Consider the following 17,360-nt stretch of genomic DNA (forward strand, 5'->3'; position numbering starts at 1 on the left):
GCCGCGGGACGGCCGCAGCCTGCATTTCGGTGGCCGGTGCCGGCGTCCGAGCGGCCGGGGGTGGAACCGGATTGGCGGGCGGCGGGCTGGGCGTGAGATCAGGCGCCGGCACCGGCGGATCCACGCGGGGGACCGCCCGCGTCGACGCGGTAGGCTCATGCGGTTCCGGCACAACGCCCCCGGATGCGACGGCACGCGGCATCGCAGCGCTGGCGGGCGCCTGGGTCGCGACCGCGACCGCCTCTACGGGCTGCCTGGCCACGCGGTTCCAGGCGTACCATCCAACGCCGGCGACGATAATCGAGCCTGCGCCGAGCAATCCGATGCGGCTCCAGCCGCTCCGGGTCGCCTTCGCCAGCGCAGCCGGGTCCGGCAGCACGCGGTAGATCGGCACCGGGTCGACGATGTTCTTGACCTTCCGGTCGCCGAGGGACTGGTAGCCACAAACCAGCTTGTATCTGATCTGCTCGTACACCCCGCCCGAGATGTAGATGTTGCCGGGCTCGGCGAGCTGCTCCAGCCGCTCCGCGACGTTGACGCCCTCGCCAAAGACATCGTCGGGCTCGACGATGACGTCCCCAAGATTGACCCCGATGCGGAAGCGTATCCACTGCGCGCTGGGCAGCTCGAGATTGCGGCCGACCATGCTCTGCTGGATCACGATCGCGCAACGCACCGCCTCGACCGGACTGTCGAACACGGCAAGAAACCCGTCGCCGATCGTCTTGACCAGCCGCCCGCGATGCTCGGCAATCGTCGGCTCGATCAACTCGCGAAAAAGCCGCTGCACCCGCAGATGGGTGCCTTTCTCGTCGGCTCCCATCAAGCGTGTATAGCCTGCAATATCGGCCTTGATAATGGCGGCGAGTCTCCGCGTGCTTTCGCCCGACATGAAACGCCTCATCAGACCACACACCATTATAGCGAAGGCCTTGGATACGCAGCAATGAATCGCGCGCCGGCCGCCTCCGGACGAGGATCGCGCATCGGTGCAGGAAGGCGTCTCGCCGCAAGCCGCACCGCGTCGTGGCCGGACCCAGGCTCTCGGCCCCAATACTAAAGCGATTGCTTATCTGTCCGCGCCATGATACTAAAGCACATGCTTAACCAATCATCCCCGCTCGACCTGACCTTCCAGGCCCTCGCCGATCCCACGCGACGGGCCATGATGGAGCGGCTGTCGCGCAGTCCGGCCTCGGTCAGCGAACTGGCGCGCCCGCTCGCCATGTCCCTCCCGGCCGTGATGCAGCATCTGGCCGTCCTGGAGGGCTCGGGTCTGGTGGTCTCCGAAAAGATCGGGCGCGTCAGAACCTGCCGGATCGAACGTCGGGCGCTGAGCCTGGCGGAAGAATGGATCAACGCCCGCCGCACCGAGTGGGAGCGCAAGCTCGACCGGCTGGGTGGCTATCTCAACGAACTGAAAGACAAAGGAGGCGGCGATGACTCACACGAATGACACGAAGACCGGCTCGAAGCCCGCACCCCTGGTGATCTCCCGCACGTTTGCCGCCCCGCGCGCGCTGGTGTTCAAGGCCTGGAGCAGCGCCGAGCATATGAAGCGCTGGTTCAGCCCCGAAGGCTACACCGTGCCTGCGGCCGAGATCGACTTCCGGCCCGGCGGTGTCTGCGCCATCTGCATGCGCTCGCCCGAAGGGCAGGACATCTGGTCCAAGGGCGTCTACATCGAGATCTCGCCACCGGATCGGCTGGTGTTCACGTCCGGGGTCGCGATTGGCGACTCGCCGAAGTTCACCGCCCGCACCACCGTCACGTTCGAGGACGACGGGGCCGGGACCCGCATGACCGTTCATCAGGCATACGATATTCACGACGAGAGCTTCCTCGCCGCCGTCGCGGGCGCCCCGGAAGGCTGGCGCACCACCCTGGATAAGCTGGAGCAGGAGGTAGCGCGGATCCAGGCCCCCGAGCGCCGTTCCGTCGTTCACGCCAGCTTCTCTCTGGAGCGCACCTACGACGCCGCGCCGGCGGTGGTGTTCCACGCCCTCTCGGACAGGGCGGCCAAGGCCCGCTGGTTCGAGGGCGGCGACGGCTATGCCTTGCTCGAGCGCGAAATGGATGTCCGCCCCGGCGGGCGCGAGCGCGTGAGCGGGCGCTGGACCAGCGGCACGGTCTCGACCTTCGATGCGGTCTACTACGACGTCGTGCCGAACGAACGGCTTGTCTACGCCTACGAAATGCACCTCGACGATCGCAAGATCTCGGTCTCCCTGGCCACCGTGGAGCTTACGCCGGCGGGCACGGGCACCCGGCTTGTGGTCACCGAACAGGGCGCCTTCCTCGACGGCTACGACGACGCCGGCTCACGCGAGCACGGCACCGGCTTCCTGTTGGATCGACTGGGCGCGTCGCTCCAGGGATGAAGGGCACACGCGCTGTCGCCTGCGCGCCACGACACCAAACCCGCGCTGGCAGCAGGCGGCCGCGTCCGGAAGCCTTCCGGTCCATGCAGCGTAAAGCTGTCCTGGCAGCTGGAGGGGGGCACGCCACCGTCACCCCTGGCGCGTGAAGCGCACCATCTGCTGGTTGCGTGGATGCGCCCAGTTACCGATCACGGACATCTGCCAACCGCTCGCCTGCGACGCAATGCCCTGCAGGTCGTGCAGCGTCGTATGGAACGGATCGCGGTCCGGCGAGGTGGCGACTCCCCCGGGCCACTGGGTGAACGCCTTGTCCGCCACCCCCGGCGGCGCCAGGAACACCGTGACGAAGAGCTGCCCGCCAGGGCGGAAATGCGGCGCCACCGACGACAAACAGGCGCCCAGCCGTGCGATCGGCATGTGCGTGAACACCGACTGCGCTATCCCGAAATCGAACATGCACCGGAAGCCGGAGACGTCGAAAACGGCATTGGCGGCGAAGTTCCCGCGCGGGAAACGGCCGGCCAGCCCGGCTGGCTCGATCTCGCGCACATAGCCCGCCTCAAGCAGCGCTGCCTGCAGGTCGATGGCGTAGTAGTTGCCGGAATCAAGATACGGAACCAGCTTCACCCCCGCGCGAAGACTGCCCGCACCGATATCGATCAGGGTGTGCTGCGGCCGCAACCCGTTCGCCTTCAGGAAATCCGCCTGGAGGGCACCGAGTTCGTCCCACAGCCCACCGATCACGTCACGGTGGTTGCCGCCGGCTACGTGCTTGTTGATCAGTTCCGTATCGTCGTAGGGACTGAAAGCCTGAGCGGATGTATCCGACATGAAGTCTGCCCTCGCCCGATGCCGGGCTTCATTACGCCTGACATCCGAAAGGCTGCACGGGTGCACTGCGATACTCGGACGATCAGCACGGGATGAGCGCCTGTCAAGGCTGCACCCGTGAACGGCTCAGAGGCGCTGGACCAGCGGCACGGTCTCGACCTTCGACGCGGTCTGCGACGACGGGGTGCCGAACGAACGGCTTGTCTACGCCTACGAGATGCACTCCGTCCGCCTTCGCCAGAGGACCGGCCTGCCGTTTAAGGTTCGGCAGAACCCGCTCGGCTGTCGCATGCGCTTGAAGCACTTGCGGCTCGCCTTTGACAATCATCACGCGCGATCAGTGGGCCTGGTGCAGCACAATAGAAGTGGTAACCCGCCGCCGTTGGCGTCCCACACCGTGCTCTTGGGTCGCAGGTTCTTCGGCGAAGCCTGCCACGGGCATCAGGCCGCGACTACGTAGAGGATCGCGTTCAGCACCTCACGCACGTTAACCGCGCACCGAAGGACGAGGAAGCAGGCCGCAGCCTGGCTGGCCCACCAGCCGCCGCCGACCGCATATTGCAACGATCGCACGCTGGCCGAGGAGCCTCCCCCGGCCGCGGCAAGCTCCCCCGCTATGTCATCACGCCGTCTTCTTGACGTTCCAGAACAGCGGGAAGGGCGCCTTCACGATGCCCTCGATATTGCTGCGCCGTGCCAGCGGCTGGAACGCCTGGCCGAGCGGGTAGAACGGCACCTCTTCCCATGTCAGCAGCTGGATCTGCTCGGCGACCTTCTTCTGCGTGGCCAGATCCGGCGCGTCAAACCAGGCGCTGCGCAGATCTTCCATCCTCTGGCTGGAATACCAGCCGAACCAGCCCTTCTCACCCTGCCCCCCGATCGGGGCATGCGCGCCGGGATCGGCCAGGTTGAGCCCTTCCCAGGACGTGCAGAACGCGCTCCACCCGCCGTTGTCGACGGTTCCCTTGTTGTTGCGGCGGTTGATCATGGTGCCCCAGTCGGACGCCTGGAAATCGACATTGAGGCCCACTTTGCGCAGCAGGTCGGCGCCGACCTGGCAATACGCAAACAGCACCGGATAGTCGGTGGGCGCGAGGAACACCACGCGCTCGCCTTTGTAGCCGCTTTCGGCCACCAGACGCTTGGCCTTGTTCAGATCGCGCGGCCCGGTCAGCACATCCAGCCCAGCGGTATTGGCCAGCGGCGAGCCCGGGGTGAACACACCCACGCCCGTCGCAAACAGTTCGGTCTCGCTGCCGATGGCGGCGGCCATGAAATCGTCCTGCACGATCGCCGGCAGGATGGCGCGGCGCAGTTTCACGTTGTCGAACGGCGGATGCAGCATATTGAAGCGCATCACCGCCATGGTGCCGAACTTGTCCAGCAGATCGACGTTCACGCCGCGCGCCTTGCGCAGCAGCGCCAGCAGATCGGGGCTTGGCGTCTGCCACCAATCGGCCTCGCCGTTCTGCATCGCCCCGGCCGCGGTTGCCGGGTCCGGCATCACCTTCCACTCGATGCGGTCGAAATTCGCAACCTTGCCGCCGGCGACGAAGCTGGGAGCCTCCTGGCGCGGCACATAGGCTTCGTTGCGCGCGAACGTCGCCAGCGCGCCGGGCACCCATTGCTCGCGCAGGAAGCGATAGGGGCCCGAGCCGGTGTACTCGTCGATCTGCTTGTAGGCGTCGGTCGTGGCCATCCGCTCCGGCATGATGAAGCAGACATTGGCCGTGGGCTTGCCCAGGGCCAACGCCAGAAGCGGGAACGGCTTCTTCAGCTTGAACTCGAAGGCGCGGTCGTCGATGGCGCGGATCTCGTTCAGCGCAGCCTCCAGCCGCTGGCCAAAGCCGTCGCGCTTCATCCAGCGCTTCACCGAAGCAATGCAGTCGGCCGAGCGCACCGGCGTGTTGTCGTGAAACGTCAGGCCGTCGCGAAGCCGCATGCGCCAGGTCAGGCCGGCATCGCCGACCTCATACGCCTCGACCATCTGCGGCGTCGGCGCCATCGCCTCGTTCACGCCGAACAGCGTGTCCCAGACCATGTAGCCGAAGTTGCGGGCAACCGTGGTGGTGGCCCAGATCGGGTCGGGGTTCTGCAGGTTGCCTTCGGGAATGAAGCGCAAGGTCCGTGCCGCCGTCTGCGCGATGGCCGGGCGCGGCAGGCCCGAAGTGGACAAGGTCGCGGCAGCGGCAGCCCCTGCCAGTAGTTGGCGACGCAACATGAAGGTTCTCCGTTGGGAATTAGTCGGCGTGTCCGAGACTGCGCCCGGCCGACGGTCGCGATTGATCTTGTTTCTTCTTCCGCCTGCTCAACCGAATGCGGCGAATTCCAGCAATGTCGAGGGTAGGCCAAGTACTCAGGCTCCGCAACCGCGACGCCAGACCGGCTTGTTGTGTAATGAACAACGTCATCAGGCAGGCGCAGATCGCCTGCCCGATGTCACTTGCCCTACCGCCGCAGGCGAAGGTCCAGTCCCCTCGCGATCCAGGGTGCTTCAATGGCGTCCAGGTCGATGAGTCCCGCCGGATCGGCCTTGCTTGGCGCGTGCTTCAGGCCGGGCGCGCGATCGCGGCGCCAAATCGCCAGCAGGCGCTTCAACTCCGGCAGCGGCTCCGCGTGATCATCGACACGGATGCTCAGGTCGGGAAAATCCTCGGTCGTGGTCAGCACCATCGCCGCCGACTGCCGGCCGCGCCGGTCCCCGCCCGCGGCCTCACCGGCCAGCATCCCTTCCATCAGGCGTTCGGGCACCGGCAGGCCCGCGCCGGCGGTGAAGGCGGCGAGCGACGCCGGCACGACAGCGTCGTTCGCCAGCATGTTGCCGGCGACGCTGACCGCATCGCCGGCCGCGCTGCCGCACCACGTCACGCAATTATCCCCGGTCCAGGCCGAACTGCGTCCATGACGGTCCACCGCGTGCACCTGGCGCAACCCGCGACCGGCATCCCCGGCAATGGCACTCGCAATGGCAGCATCGGGGGCAAGCCCGCGCGCCATCGCGTCCAGAATCGCCGGGCCAAGATAGCGGTTGGTAATGGATTGCGTGGCCACTGCGCCCACGCCGGCGCGCACATGCGGCACGGTGGCGCCGACGGCGAAGTTCTTGGTGGCGACTGCGATTGCGAAGGCGCCGGTGGCACGGTCGTAGGTGACGATCGACCAGGTCATGAGCCTCTCCATTTCCGATGTCCAACCGCTACCGCACGCGGCAGCGCCTTGCCAGCCCCCCGGATGGCAGGCGAGCGTCCTACGCGGCGATGTTGCGCCCGGGCCCGTCGCGTCGGGCCGCCACAAGCAGGAACGGCGGGCGCTGACGCTCGTCGGCCAGGCTGGGCCGCGACGCGATCTGCTGCTCGGCCGGGCCCCACTCCTCGACATGGGAGATGGCGAAGCCAACGCGCAGCAGCATGTTGACATAAGCCGCGAGGGTCCGGTGCTGCTTGATCACGCCCTTGGTCAGCCAGTCCGTGGAACGGGGGCCTTCGTCCAGGTAGCTGCCGACCGGCCAGGTCTTGCGCCCCGCCCCTCACCCGATCCAGGCTTCCTCCAGCAGTATCCCCGAATTCCCCGTCAGTGCCCCCGGTAACGTGCCGAAGCCCTGTACGGATTTCGCCATACCATACGCCTGCGCCCGCCATGCTAGGCTCACGTACGGTGCCTGCTGCAGGAACACCTGTTCCACGCGCGCATAGATCGCGCGCCGCTTCGCCGTGTCGTATTCGGCCCGCCCCTCCGCGAACAGCTTGTGCAGTTCGGGTGTCGCCAGCCCCGCACTGCGGCTGTAGACCGGCGACAACTCGCCATCGGTGACGGCAGCCAACCCGTCCGGATCGTTGCTGTCCGCGGTGGTGACGAACACGGCGAATTCGTATTGCCCGCGATTGCCCAGCGCCACGCGCTGCCCCCATTCGGGCAGCGACAGCTGCACGCGGATGCCGATCTCGCCCAGATGCTGCTGCACGATCTGCCCGGTATCGCGGTGCATGCCGTATTGCGATGTCGCCAGCAGCGTGCAGTCGAACCCGTTGGGCACGCCGGCCTCCGCCAGCAGCTTGCGCGCCCGGTCGGGATCGTAGTGCCAGGCATTCGGCGGATTGGGGTCGTAATAGGCCGAGCCCGGCGCGATCGGCAGGCTGCCGAGCGGCGCGCCATGGCCGAAGAACACCGCTTTGACGATCTCCTCGCGCCGGATGGCGAATGCGGTGGCCAGGCGCAGGCGCGGGTCCTTGAACGGTCCGCTGCGCCCGTTGAACAGCAGATTCATGAACGGGCCCATGGTGCTGTCCAGCTTCAGCGCCGGGCTCGCCTGCACCGCGTCAAAGGACTGCCACGGCACGTATTCGATGATGTCCACATCGCCGCTGGTCAATGCCGCCAGCCGCAGGTTCTCGTCGGGATAGGCGATCATGCGGATGGTTTTCGTCTTCGGCAGTCCGGGACGATAGAATTTCCCCGACGCGGTGAGCTCCAGCGACACCCCGCGCTCCTGCGCGGTCAGCGTGTACGGCCCCGCGCCGATCGGCTGCTCGATCGAGCCCTGGGCGATGATCGGCATATGCGGGCTGGCCAGCCATTCCGGCAGCGTCGCGGTCGGCTCGGCCATGACGATGCGCACCGTGCGCGCATCCGGCGTATCGATCTGCTTCACGCCGGCCAGCGCGCTGCGCAGATAGGCAGTGGACCGTTCGGCCACCACCTGCTCCAGCGTGTAGCGCACATCGGCCGATGTCACCGGCGCGCCATTGTGGAAGCCTGCCTCGCGCAGGCGGAACAGCCAGCCGGTGGCGCCATCGGGCTGCCAGCTCTCCGCCAGCTCGCCGCGCAGCGTGCCGGTGCGATCGTACGACATCAGACCGCGATACATCAGCAGCTTCACCGTGGCCGCGGCCGCACCGGTATTGGCGAACGGCAGCAGGCTGGGTGGAAATGCGGACAGTCCGAATATGATCCGGTCCGGCGTCGGCGCGGCGCGCACGGGCCGGGCCAGCAACGGCAGAAGGGCTGCAGACAAGGCAGCGCGGCGGGACAGCTGCATGGGCGACCCCTTGAGGGCGTTGAAACCCGAGCCTACCATCCCGGCGACACATCGCAACGGCAAGGTCCCAATGGTCGCAGGCACGTCCCCGAAAGTTCGAATGAGCGAGATTACCGGCGGCGAGGCCCGCGAGCTCTACGCGCGCCGGCCGGTGGTCCTGCTGCCGATGGGCAGCCAGGAAGACCAGGGGCCGCACGCGCCCATGGGCGACTACCTCTCCGCCGACAAGATCGCCGAGCACATCGCCCGCCGCGCCACCGCGCGCGGCACCGAAACGGTGGTGGCGCCGGTGGTGCCGTTCGGCGGCGCCGATTATTTCGGCTCCATGCCCGGCGGCATCGCCCTGCAGCAGGCCACGCTGCGCGCGGTGATCACGGACATGCTCGCCTGCCTGCTGCGCCACGGCCTGTCGCGCATCGTCGTCATCAACGGCCATGGCGGCAACGTGCAGGCCATCCACGAGGCGACGCACGCGGTCTATCTGCGCGACCGCATCCTCATTCCCAGCCTATATCTGTGGAAGGTCGGCTATTCGCTGCTGCCGGGCATCCTCGGCGAGGCGAAGGCCAAGCAGGCCGCGGGCCATGGCGCCGACCCGCTGACCAGTGTCGCCATGCACCTGTTCCCCGACCTGATGCGCCCCGACCTCGTTCCCGCCCCGACGCCGCTGCAGGACGTGCTGGGCATGCCGGCGGCCGCTTTCGGCGTCGCCCGGTTCGAAGGCGCGGAAATCGCCGTCCCCGTCGAGTACCACGAAATCGCCCCGGACGGCGTGCGCGGCGGCGATGCGCGGTTGTGCTCGGAAGCGACGGGCGCCGCCCTGGTCGAACAGCTCACCGAACTGGGCGCCCGCTTCGTCGCCCACTACGCCGCGCGCACCTGACGCAGTTGCGACCGGCAGCCGCGCGGCGGGTCACCCTCCGCGCGGCTTCTCCCCGCGTGCCATCCGCGCCTCGATCGCATCGATGGCGCCCGGCAGGTCGGCGATGCTGTCGATCACCAGGTCGGCGCCCGCCGCTTGCATCTCCTGCGTCGCCCGCGCCCGCATCTGCGCGCGCTCGCCATCCGTCGCGGCGGCCAGTTCCGCGGCGGACAGGCCGGCGATGTTGCCGGTCAGCGCCAGTCCCACCGTCCAGGTGCCGGCGTTCAGCCCCTCGCCGATGCCCGGCGGCGTGTCGTCCACTTTCACCACCGTTGCCGCCGGCCACACGCCCATCTGCGCCATGGCATGCCACATCATCAGCGGGCTCGGCCGCCCCTGCGGCAGGTCGCCGGCGCAGACCACGATCTCCGGCGCATAGCCCGCGGCGGCCGCGATCGGCATCAGTTCCGCCATGATCGGCCGCGTGTAGCCGGTGGTGGAGCCGATGCGCAGCCCACGCCGCCGCAACTCCGCCAGCGCGTCGAGCGCACCCGGAATCAGATCGGCGTGGTCCTTCACCGCGGCGACGTTCATCGGCTCGAACACCGCGAACAGCGCGTCGATATCGGCCTCGTTGAAATCGCGCCCGTGCCGCGCCCGCCACGCCGCCGCCACCGCGGGCGCCTGCCCGACCATGCGGATATGGTCGCGCTTGGCCATGCCCATTGGCCCGCGCGCGTCGGCGATGCTGATGGCCACGCCGAACTGCGCGAAGGCGCGCACGAAGGCGCCCATCGGCGCGCGGCTGCCGTGGTCGAGCACGGTGCCGGCCCAGTCCAGGATCACGGCTTGCAGCTTCATGGCCAGGCCTCCTCAGGCCGCATGCGGCGGCGGCGCCAGGCCGAGCAGGTCGGCCATCGTCTCTTCGGCGATCGCGAAGGCGGTGCTCGCACCGGTGCCGCTGGTCACCATCACCAGCCGCACGCCGTCCATCGGCGCCTCAGTGAAGGCCACGTCGGGGCCGCTGGGATAGACGCCGGTCCAGCGCTCGATCACCTCGGGCGCGGGACGCCCGAGCACCAGCTCCAGTTCCGCAAGGATACGGTCGTCCACGGCGCGCGGCTGGAACGGATCGGGCGTATCCGCATAGTGGTGGCTGTCGCCCACTACCATCGTTCCGTCCGCATCCTGCACCACGATCAGATGGATGCCGTCGGCCAGCCACGCCGCCTGCTCCGCCTCCAGCCGCGCCCGCAGCGCCGGCAATGAGGGTGCCACGCCGTAGCCGAGATAGCGCACCAGTCCCAGGTCGCTCATCACCGCCGCCGGCAGCCGCCAGCCCGGATCGGCCAGGCGCAGCATGTGCAGCTTGCACAGCGTGATGCCGCGCCGCCGCGTGATCTCCGGGAACAGCGTCACCAAGTCGGTGCCGGGACACACCACCACGTGGTCGGCCGTCAGAACGCCGCCGGGCGTCACCACCCGGCCGGGCTCCACCGCCAGCGCCGCCATGCGCGGCAGGAAGGTGACGCCATGCGCCGCCGCCAGCCATGCCGCCAGTTGCGGCACGGCATGGCGGCTTTCCACCCGCAACTCGTGCGGGCTGTGCAGCGCGCCCTGCAACTCCCCCGCCAGCATCGGCGCCGCCTGCACCAGCGCATCGCCGCGCAGGATGCGGCAGTCGCGGCCCATGTCGCTGGCCGCGAACGCCTCCAGCACCGTCATCGCCTCGGGCCGGCGCGCGCACATCAGCAGGCCGCGCTGATGCACCGCGATCCCCGCCGGCTCGGCCACCTCCGCCCACACGTCGCGGCTGCGCATGGCACGGCGCCAGGTGATGCCCTGCTCCTGCCCGGTCACCGTCACGAAACCGAAATTGCGCACCGACGCACCGGCGGCCCGCGCGTCGCGGTCGATCACCGCGGTGCGCAACCCGTGCCGGCTCGCCGCCAGCGCATGCGCCAGCCCGACAATGCCATGGCCGACGATCACGCAGTCGAATTGCAGATTGCGATGCATGCCCCGCCGTAGACGACCGGCCGTTGCGGGGCAAGCCTTCGCATGCTTCGTTGATCTTGCTTCAGCGTTATGACATTTTAAGCTTGAAGCAATCAGCCACTCTGGCGGGGGCGCATGACGGCGGAACTGGCGCTGCTGCTGGCACAGGACGGGGTGGCAAACGGCGCGATCTATGTGCTGGCCGCACTCGGCATCGTGCTGGTGTTCCTGGTCACCCGCGTCGTCTTCGTCCCCTTCGGCGACCTCATCGCCTATGCCTCGTTGACGCTGGCGGCCCTGCAGGAAGGCAGGCGCCCCGGCATCGTGTGGCTGGTGCTGCTGCTTGCCGGCCTCGCCTTGCTGTTCGAGCTTGCCGGGCGGCAGCGCAAATGGGGGCGTGCCCTGCTGGCCTATGGCGTGCTGCCCTGCCTGCCGGTGGCGGCGGCGTTCCTGCTGGCCGGGCGGGCGTTGCCACCGCTGGTGGAGATGGCGTTGACGATCGGGCTGATCCTTCCGATCGCGCCGTTGCTGTATCGCATCGCCTTCCGCCCGATCGCCGATGCGTCGGTGCTGGTGCTGCTGATCGTGGCGGTGGTGCTGCATTTCGCCATCTCCGGCATCGCGCTGATGGTGTTCGGGCCGGAAGGCGCGCGGCCACGTCTGCTCACCACGGCGAGTTTCGAGATCGGCGGCCTGTTCTTCCCCGGGCAGATGCTGCTGATGCTGGCCGCCTCGGCGCTGGCGACGCTGCTGCTGGCGTTGTTCTTCGGCTTCACCCTCTCCGGCAAGGCGCTGCGGGCGACCGCGGTGAACCGCGTGGGGGCGCGGCTGGTGGGCATCCGGCCAGGTGCGGCGGGGGCCACCGCCTTCCTGCTGGCCTCGGCGCTGGCAGCGGCCTCCGGCATCCTGATCGGGCCGGTGACGACGCTGTTCTACGATTCCGGCTTCGTCATTGGGCTGAAGGCGTTCGTGGGCGCGATCATCGGCGGGCTGGTGAGCTATCCCGGCGCGGTGCTGGGGGCGCTGTTCGTGGGCCTGCTCGAAAGCTTCACGGCGTTCTGGAACAGCGCGCTGAAGGAAGTGGTGGTGTTCGCGGTGCTGGTGCCCGTGCTGATCCTGCGCTCGGCGCTGCAGCGCCACGGCGCGGAGGAAGAGCCGGAAGAGGACGGGCTGTGAGCCGGATGCAGGAGCGCGCCCTGCTGCTGCTGGCCGTGGCGGCGCTGGCCGGCCTGCCGCTGGCGGCCAGCAATTATTTCGTGACGCTGATGAACTATATCGGCATCGGCGCGCTGGCGGCGCTGGGGCTGGTGCTGCTGACTGGGGTGGGCGGGCTTACCTCGTTCGGGCAGGCGGCGTTCGTGGGCATCGGCGCCTATGCCACGGCGTGGTGGACCACGGTGCAGGGCGGCTCGCCCTGGGTCGGGCTGGTACTGGCGGTGGCCTTCACCTTCGCGGTCGCGATCGTGCTGGGGGCGGCGACGCTGCGGCTGGGCGGGCATCTGCTGCCGCTGTCCACCATCGCCTGGGGGCTCGCGATCTTCTTCCTGTTCGGCAATATCGAAGGGCTGGGGCGGCACAATGGCATTTCCGCCATCCCGCCAGTGACATTGGGCGGGCTGTCGTTCCAGTCCGGCACGGCCGGCTACTACCTGGTGTGGGCGACGCTGGGCGCGGTGATGTGGCTGTGCGCCAACCTGCTGGGCTCGCGCCAGGGAAGGGCCATCCGCAGCCTGCGCGGCGGCACGGCGATGGCCGAAAGCCTGGGCATCGACACGTTCCGCATCCGCCTCGCGGTGTTCGTGCTGGCCGGCGTGCTGGCGGGGCTGTCCGGCTGGCTGTTCGCGCATGTTCAGCGCTTCATCAGCCCGACGGCGTTCGATGTCGGGCCGGGCATGGAATACCTGTTCATGGCCATGCTCGGGGGTGCCGGGCATATCGGCGGCGCGGTGCTGGGCTCGGCGCTGGTGACGCTGGCCAAGGACGCGCTGCAGGACCTGCTGCCGGCGCTGATAAAGGAGTCCGGCCAGCTTGAGGTGGTGGTGTTCGGGGCGCTGTTCATCCTGGTGCTGCAGCACGCCCGCGGCGGCCTGATCCCGTCGCTGCAGCGCCTGCTGCCGCGCGCCACGCCGCCGGTGCCGCCCGACGCCCCACCTTTGCCCCGCCGCGCGCCGCCGGCAGCGGGCGGCGAGGTGCTGGTGGTCGACGGCGTGGTGAAGCGCTTCGGCGGGCTGGTGGCAGTGAACCAGGTGGGGTTCGAACTGCGCGCCGGCGAGATCCTCGGGCTGATCGGGCCGAACGGCGCGGGCAAGAGCACGCTGTTCAACCTGGTCTGCGGCACCGCCACCGCGGATGCCGGGCGCATCCGCTTTCTCGGCCAGGACATCGCGGGACTGCCGGCCCGGCGCATCGCCGCCCGCGGCATCGCGCGCACGTTCCAGCATGTGCGGCTGCGGCCGACCATGACGCTGCTGGAGAACGTGATGCTGGGCGCGCATCTGCGGGCGCGGGCCGGGCTGCTGCGCGGCGCGCTGCGGCTCGATCGTGCCGAGGAACGGGCGATCCGGGCGGAGGCCATGCGGCAGTTGCGCCGGGTGGGGCTGGACCCAAACCCGCATGAGCTCGCGGGCAACCTGCCGCTGGGTCAGCAGCGCATCCTGGAAGTGGCCCGCGCGCTGGCGGCCGACCCGCTGCTGATCATCCTCGACGAGCCCGCGGCCGGGCTGCGGCGGCTGGAGAAGCAGAAGTTGGCCGAACTGTTGCGGGCATTGCGGGCGGAGGGGATGACGATCCTGCTGGTCGAGCACGACATGGAATTCGTCATGGGGCTGGTGGATCGGATCGTGGTGATGGAGTTCGGCACCAGGATCGCCGAGGGCCCACCCGCGTCGATCCGGGCGGATGCGCGGGTGCAGGAAGCCTATCTCGGAGGGGTGGCGTGACCGCCCTGCTGCAGGCCGACGACGTGCATGTGGCCTATGGGCGCATCGAGGCGGTGCGCGGCGTGTCGCTGTCGCTGCAGGCCGGGCAGATCGTGACCGTGATCGGGCCGAACGGCGCCGGCAAGACCACGCTGCTGGCCGCGCTGATGGGCCTGCTCCCGGCACGCGGGCGCATCGCCTATGACGGCGCCGACCTGGCCGGGCTGGACGTGGAGGCGCGGGTCGAGCGCGGGTTGTGCCTGGTGCCGGAGCGGCGCGAGCTGTTCACGGAGATGTCGGTCGCCGACAACTTGGTGCTGGGGGCGTATGCGCATCGCCGCGACCGCGCCGGGCTGCGGGCGCGGCTGGACGAGGTGTACGGGCTGTTCCCCCGCCTGGCCGAACGGCGCGGGCAATCCGCCGGCACGCTGTCGGGCGGCGAGCGGCAGATGCTGGCGCTGGGCCGCGCGCTGATGGGACGCCCCCGGCTGCTGCTGCTGGACGAGCCGAGCCTGGGACTGGCGCCGCTGATCGTGCGCGAGATCTTCCGGATCATCACCGGGCTGCGGGCGACCGGTGTGTCGATCCTGCTGGTCGAGCAGAATGCCCGGGCGGCGCTGGAAAGCGCCGATTACGGCTATGTGCTGGAAACCGGCCAGATCGGGCTGCACGGGCCCGCCGGCGCGCTGCTGGGCGATCCGCGGCTGTCGGCGCTGTACCTTGGCGGGGAGACCGGTTAGGCCCCCTCACCCCGGCCCTTATATGCCCCGCTCGATCCCGTTTGGCGTTAAACTGAGCGCTGCGCTGAACGGCGAGGCAGCCGCATAGCTGCGCGATGCCGTCCGCTCCTATCTGCGGTGAGGCACTGGCCATGAGCGAGTCCGCCTTCGAGGTTCCGCTCCCCGTCCACACGCATTTCTTCCTGGGCGGCGGCCACCAGCGCAACGAGCGCCAGACCTGGGTGGTGATCTGGCTGTGCGCGGCCATGATGGCCGCCGAGATCGCCGGCGGCCTGATGTTCGGGTCCGTCGCCCTGGTGGCCGACGGGCTGCACATGTCCACGCATGCCGGGGCGCTGCTGCTGGCCGCGCTGGCGTACGCCTACGCCCGCCGGCACGCCCAGGACCCGCGCTTCAGCTTCGGCACCGGCAAGCTGGGCGACCTCGCGGGCTTCACCAGCGCGATCGTGCTGGCGATGATCGCGCTGCTGATCGGCTACGAAGCGGTCACGCGCCTGTTCGAACCGGTGCCGATCGACTACCGGGAGGCGATCGCGATTGCCGTGCTCGGCCTTGGGGTGAACGGCGCCAGCGCGTGGCTGCTGGGCGGCGATCATGACCACCACCACGGGCATGACCACGGGCATGACCATGATCACGACCATGATCACGACCACGGCCACGGCCACGGCCACCACGCGACGCACCATGGGGCGCATCGCGACAACAACATGCGCGCCGCCTTCATCCATGTGATGGCGGATGCCGCAGTGTCGGTGTTGGTAATCAGCGGCCTGACGCTGGCCTGGGCGTTCGGCTGGGTGTGGATGGACCCGGTGGCGGGCCTGATCGGTGCCGTGGTGATCGCCAACTGGTCGTACGGGCTGGTGCGCGACACCGGCCGCATCCTGCTGGACATGACCCCGGATCAGCTTGCGGTGGACCGCATCCGCCAGACCATCGAAGCCGACGGCGACCGGATCGCCGATCTGCATGTGTGGCGGCTCGGCCCGGGGCACCTCGGCGCGATCCTGTCGGTCGTGACGCGCGCGCCACGCGATCCCGAGCACTATCGGGCGCGGCTGGCGCATGTGCGCGAGCTGTCGCATGTCACCGTCGAGATCCACGCGCAAGGAAGCGCAGGCGCCCCCGGCATCACTTGATCGCCGCCACGGAGCGGAAGATAAGGAGCCGATGAGGCGGTTCCGCCCGGTTCTCGCGCGTGTTCTCGCCGCTCTGTTGTTGCTGCAATGGGGCGGTGGGCCTGCACATTGCCTGGCGATGGCGGCCGTGCAGGCCTATCCGCACACGGAGCTGTGCCTCGCGCCGGGCAGCTCGCTCGGCGATCCCGGGCCGCGGGACCGGACACACCAGGCTTCGGACCACACCTGCCCCGCATGCCATGCGCTGGGCCATGCCGTGGTGCCGCCGCAGACCACGACGGTGCCGCAGCGCATTGCGTGGTCCGTGACGCTGCCGCCGGCGCCCCAGCCGGCGCTGGGTCCCGCGGCGCCACGCGCGCCGCCGCTGCAGCCACGCGCACCCCCTGCCCTGTCCTGATCCGATCGGAAGCCGGCGGCCCTGCCTGAACGGGGGCCGCATTTGCCTTCATCTGCTCTGACAGGAAGCGGTTCGATGAACCAACTGACCTTGCCACGCGCGGCCTGTGCGGCCGTCTGGCTGCTCGGCCTCGCCCACGCAACCCGCGCCGACGCGCACGGCATCGCCGGGGCGCGCGTCTTCGTGACGACACTGACCGTCGACGATCCGGCGGTCGCCGATGAAGCGTCCCTGCCGACATTCAGCTGGATGCTGCAAGGCGCCGATGGCGGCCCGGGCCAGACCAACGAGTACAATCTCAACGTCGAATGGGACAAGCGGATCACCGAGCATTTCGGACTGGGCTTCAACTCCGGCTTCACGGCGTTGCAGACCCTGAACGACAAGACCCGCTATGGCTGGCAGGACCTTGTGGTCACCGCGAAGTACCAGGCCTATGTGAGCGCCGCGCACGAATTCATGCTGTCGGTCGGCGTGGTACGCGAGTTCGGGCGGACGGGTACGGCCTCGATCGGCGCCGACCAGTATGGCTTCACCCAGCCGACCGTCTATTTCGGCAAGGGGCTGGGCGACCTGCCGATCGGCTGGCTGCGCCCGTTGGCCATCACCGGCGAGCTGGGTTTCGCGGCGGCCGATGTCGCGCTGAAGCAGAACCCGGATGGGTCGTTCAACAACGGCTATGCCAACCGCTGGGTCGGCGGGATGTCGATCCAGTACAGCATCCCCTACCTGCAATCGCAGGTGAAGGATCTGGGCCTGCCCGGCTGGCTCGGACGCATGACGCCGCTGGTGGAGATCACCTGGTCGTCGCCGACGCAGCGGCCGAACAACCTGCCGATGCAGCTGCTGTTCGCGCCCGGCGTGGTCTATTCGGGCGACACCTGGCAGTTCGGCATCGAGGCGCTGATTCCCGGCAACAGCAACACCGGGAAGCATGTCGGCGTGATCGCGCAGTACCATCTGTTCTTCGACGACCTGTTCCCGCACAGCCTGGGCAAGCCGGTCGTCGACTGGTTCCGCTGAGCCGATGGGCCGGGCCCGTTCGCGCGGACCGGC

Annotated in this window: 17 protein-coding genes; 9 read left to right on the plus strand and 8 right to left on the minus strand. The window is 68.9% G+C overall.

The window, feature by feature from the left end; all coding sequences use genetic code 11:
• A partial coding sequence (locus OL599_RS14565) for an adenylate/guanylate cyclase domain-containing protein (protein ID WP_264714528.1) occupies nucleotides 1-892 on the minus strand: 892 nt, incomplete at its 3' end.
• Nucleotides 893-1,099: 207 nt separating this feature from the next.
• Here OL599_RS14565 and OL599_RS14570 point away from each other — a divergent pair.
• Both OL599_RS14570 and OL599_RS14575 read left to right on the plus strand, forming a co-directional pair.
• Nucleotides 1,100-1,456, plus strand: a complete 357-nt coding sequence (locus OL599_RS14570; protein ID WP_264714529.1) for an ArsR/SmtB family transcription factor — start codon at nucleotides 1,100-1,102, stop codon at nucleotides 1,454-1,456.
• A gap of 31 nt (nucleotides 1,457-1,487) precedes the next feature.
• Nucleotides 1,488-2,381, plus strand: a complete 894-nt coding sequence (locus OL599_RS14575) for an SRPBCC family protein (protein ID WP_264714530.1) — start codon at nucleotides 1,488-1,490, stop codon at nucleotides 2,379-2,381.
• A gap of 129 nt (nucleotides 2,382-2,510) precedes the next feature.
• Here OL599_RS14575 and OL599_RS14580 read toward each other — a convergent pair whose 3' ends face one another.
• The 5 genes from OL599_RS14580 to OL599_RS14600 form a co-directional block, all read right to left on the minus strand.
• Nucleotides 2,511-3,212, minus strand: a complete 702-nt coding sequence (locus OL599_RS14580) for a class I SAM-dependent methyltransferase (protein ID WP_264714531.1) — start codon at nucleotides 3,210-3,212, stop codon at nucleotides 2,511-2,513.
• 622 nt (nucleotides 3,213-3,834) lie between these two features.
• The gene (locus tag OL599_RS14585; protein ID WP_264714532.1) at nucleotides 3,835-5,433 is read right to left on the minus strand and encodes an ABC transporter substrate-binding protein; all 1,599 of its coding nucleotides are present in this window, start codon (nucleotides 5,431-5,433) and stop codon (nucleotides 3,835-3,837) included.
• Nucleotides 5,434-5,660: 227 nt separating this feature from the next.
• Nucleotides 5,661-6,380 carry a DUF1028 domain-containing protein gene (locus tag OL599_RS14590; protein ID WP_264714533.1) on the minus strand — a complete coding sequence of 240 codons (720 nt, stop codon included), beginning with the start codon at nucleotides 6,378-6,380 and terminating at the stop codon, nucleotides 5,661-5,663.
• Between the two features lie 79 nt (nucleotides 6,381-6,459).
• Nucleotides 6,460-6,660 carry a hypothetical protein gene (locus OL599_RS14595; RefSeq protein ID WP_264714534.1) on the minus strand — a complete coding sequence of 67 codons (201 nt, stop codon included), beginning with the start codon at nucleotides 6,658-6,660 and terminating at the stop codon, nucleotides 6,460-6,462.
• Nucleotides 6,661-6,738: 78 nt separating this feature from the next.
• Nucleotides 6,739-8,247: an ABC transporter substrate-binding protein gene (locus OL599_RS14600; RefSeq protein WP_264714535.1), complete on the minus strand. Its 1,509-nt coding sequence runs from the start codon at nucleotides 8,245-8,247 to the stop codon at nucleotides 6,739-6,741.
• Between the two features lie 100 nt (nucleotides 8,248-8,347).
• On the opposite strand from OL599_RS14600, the gene OL599_RS14605 reads away from it, so the two are divergent.
• Complete coding sequence (locus OL599_RS14605; protein WP_264714536.1) at nucleotides 8,348-9,130, plus strand: creatininase family protein; 783 nt, start codon at nucleotides 8,348-8,350, stop codon at nucleotides 9,128-9,130.
• A 30-nt stretch (nucleotides 9,131-9,160) separates the two neighbouring features.
• Here the strand turns inward: OL599_RS14605 and phnX are convergent, their stop codons facing one another.
• A complete protein-coding gene (phnX, locus tag OL599_RS14610; protein ID WP_264714537.1) occupies nucleotides 9,161-9,970 on the minus strand; it encodes a phosphonoacetaldehyde hydrolase in 810 nt (269 codons plus the stop codon).
• Nucleotides 9,971-9,982: 12 nt separating this feature from the next.
• Nucleotides 9,983-11,128, minus strand: coding sequence for a TIGR03364 family FAD-dependent oxidoreductase (locus OL599_RS14615; protein WP_264714538.1), 1,146 nt, complete (start codon nucleotides 11,126-11,128; stop codon nucleotides 9,983-9,985).
• 114 nt (nucleotides 11,129-11,242) lie between these two features.
• Between OL599_RS14615 and OL599_RS14620 the strand changes: the two genes are divergently transcribed.
• From OL599_RS14620 to OL599_RS14645, 6 genes are all read left to right on the plus strand, one after another.
• Nucleotides 11,243-12,283, plus strand: a complete 1,041-nt coding sequence (locus OL599_RS14620) for a branched-chain amino acid ABC transporter permease (RefSeq protein ID WP_264714539.1) — start codon at nucleotides 11,243-11,245, stop codon at nucleotides 12,281-12,283.
• 5 nt (nucleotides 12,284-12,288) lie between these two features.
• The gene (locus OL599_RS14625) at nucleotides 12,289-14,046 is read left to right on the plus strand and encodes a branched-chain amino acid ABC transporter ATP-binding protein/permease (protein ID WP_264714615.1); all 1,758 of its coding nucleotides are present in this window, start codon (nucleotides 12,289-12,291) and stop codon (nucleotides 14,044-14,046) included.
• Entirely contained in the window at nucleotides 14,043-14,765 is a 723-nt protein-coding gene (locus tag OL599_RS14630; protein WP_264714540.1) for an ABC transporter ATP-binding protein, read from the plus strand. Before OL599_RS14625 ends, OL599_RS14630 begins: the two co-directional genes overlap by 4 nt.
• Nucleotides 14,766-14,896: 131 nt before the next feature.
• Nucleotides 14,897-15,907: a CDF family Co(II)/Ni(II) efflux transporter DmeF gene (dmeF, locus tag OL599_RS14635; RefSeq protein WP_264714541.1), complete on the plus strand. Its 1,011-nt coding sequence runs from the start codon at nucleotides 14,897-14,899 to the stop codon at nucleotides 15,905-15,907.
• A 31-nt stretch (nucleotides 15,908-15,938) separates the two neighbouring features.
• Nucleotides 15,939-16,304 carry a DUF2946 family protein gene (locus OL599_RS14640; RefSeq protein ID WP_264714542.1) on the plus strand — a complete coding sequence of 122 codons (366 nt, stop codon included), beginning with the start codon at nucleotides 15,939-15,941 and terminating at the stop codon, nucleotides 16,302-16,304.
• Between the two features lie 75 nt (nucleotides 16,305-16,379).
• On the plus strand, nucleotides 16,380-17,327 hold the full coding sequence (locus tag OL599_RS14645; RefSeq protein ID WP_264714543.1) for a hypothetical protein: 948 nt from the start codon (nucleotides 16,380-16,382) through the stop codon (nucleotides 17,325-17,327).
• Nucleotides 17,328-17,360: the final 33 nt, after the last annotated feature.

The sequence above is a fragment of the Limobrevibacterium gyesilva genome, assembly GCF_025989185.1.
GTDB lineage: Bacteria > Pseudomonadota > Alphaproteobacteria > Acetobacterales > Acetobacteraceae > Limobrevibacterium > Limobrevibacterium gyesilva.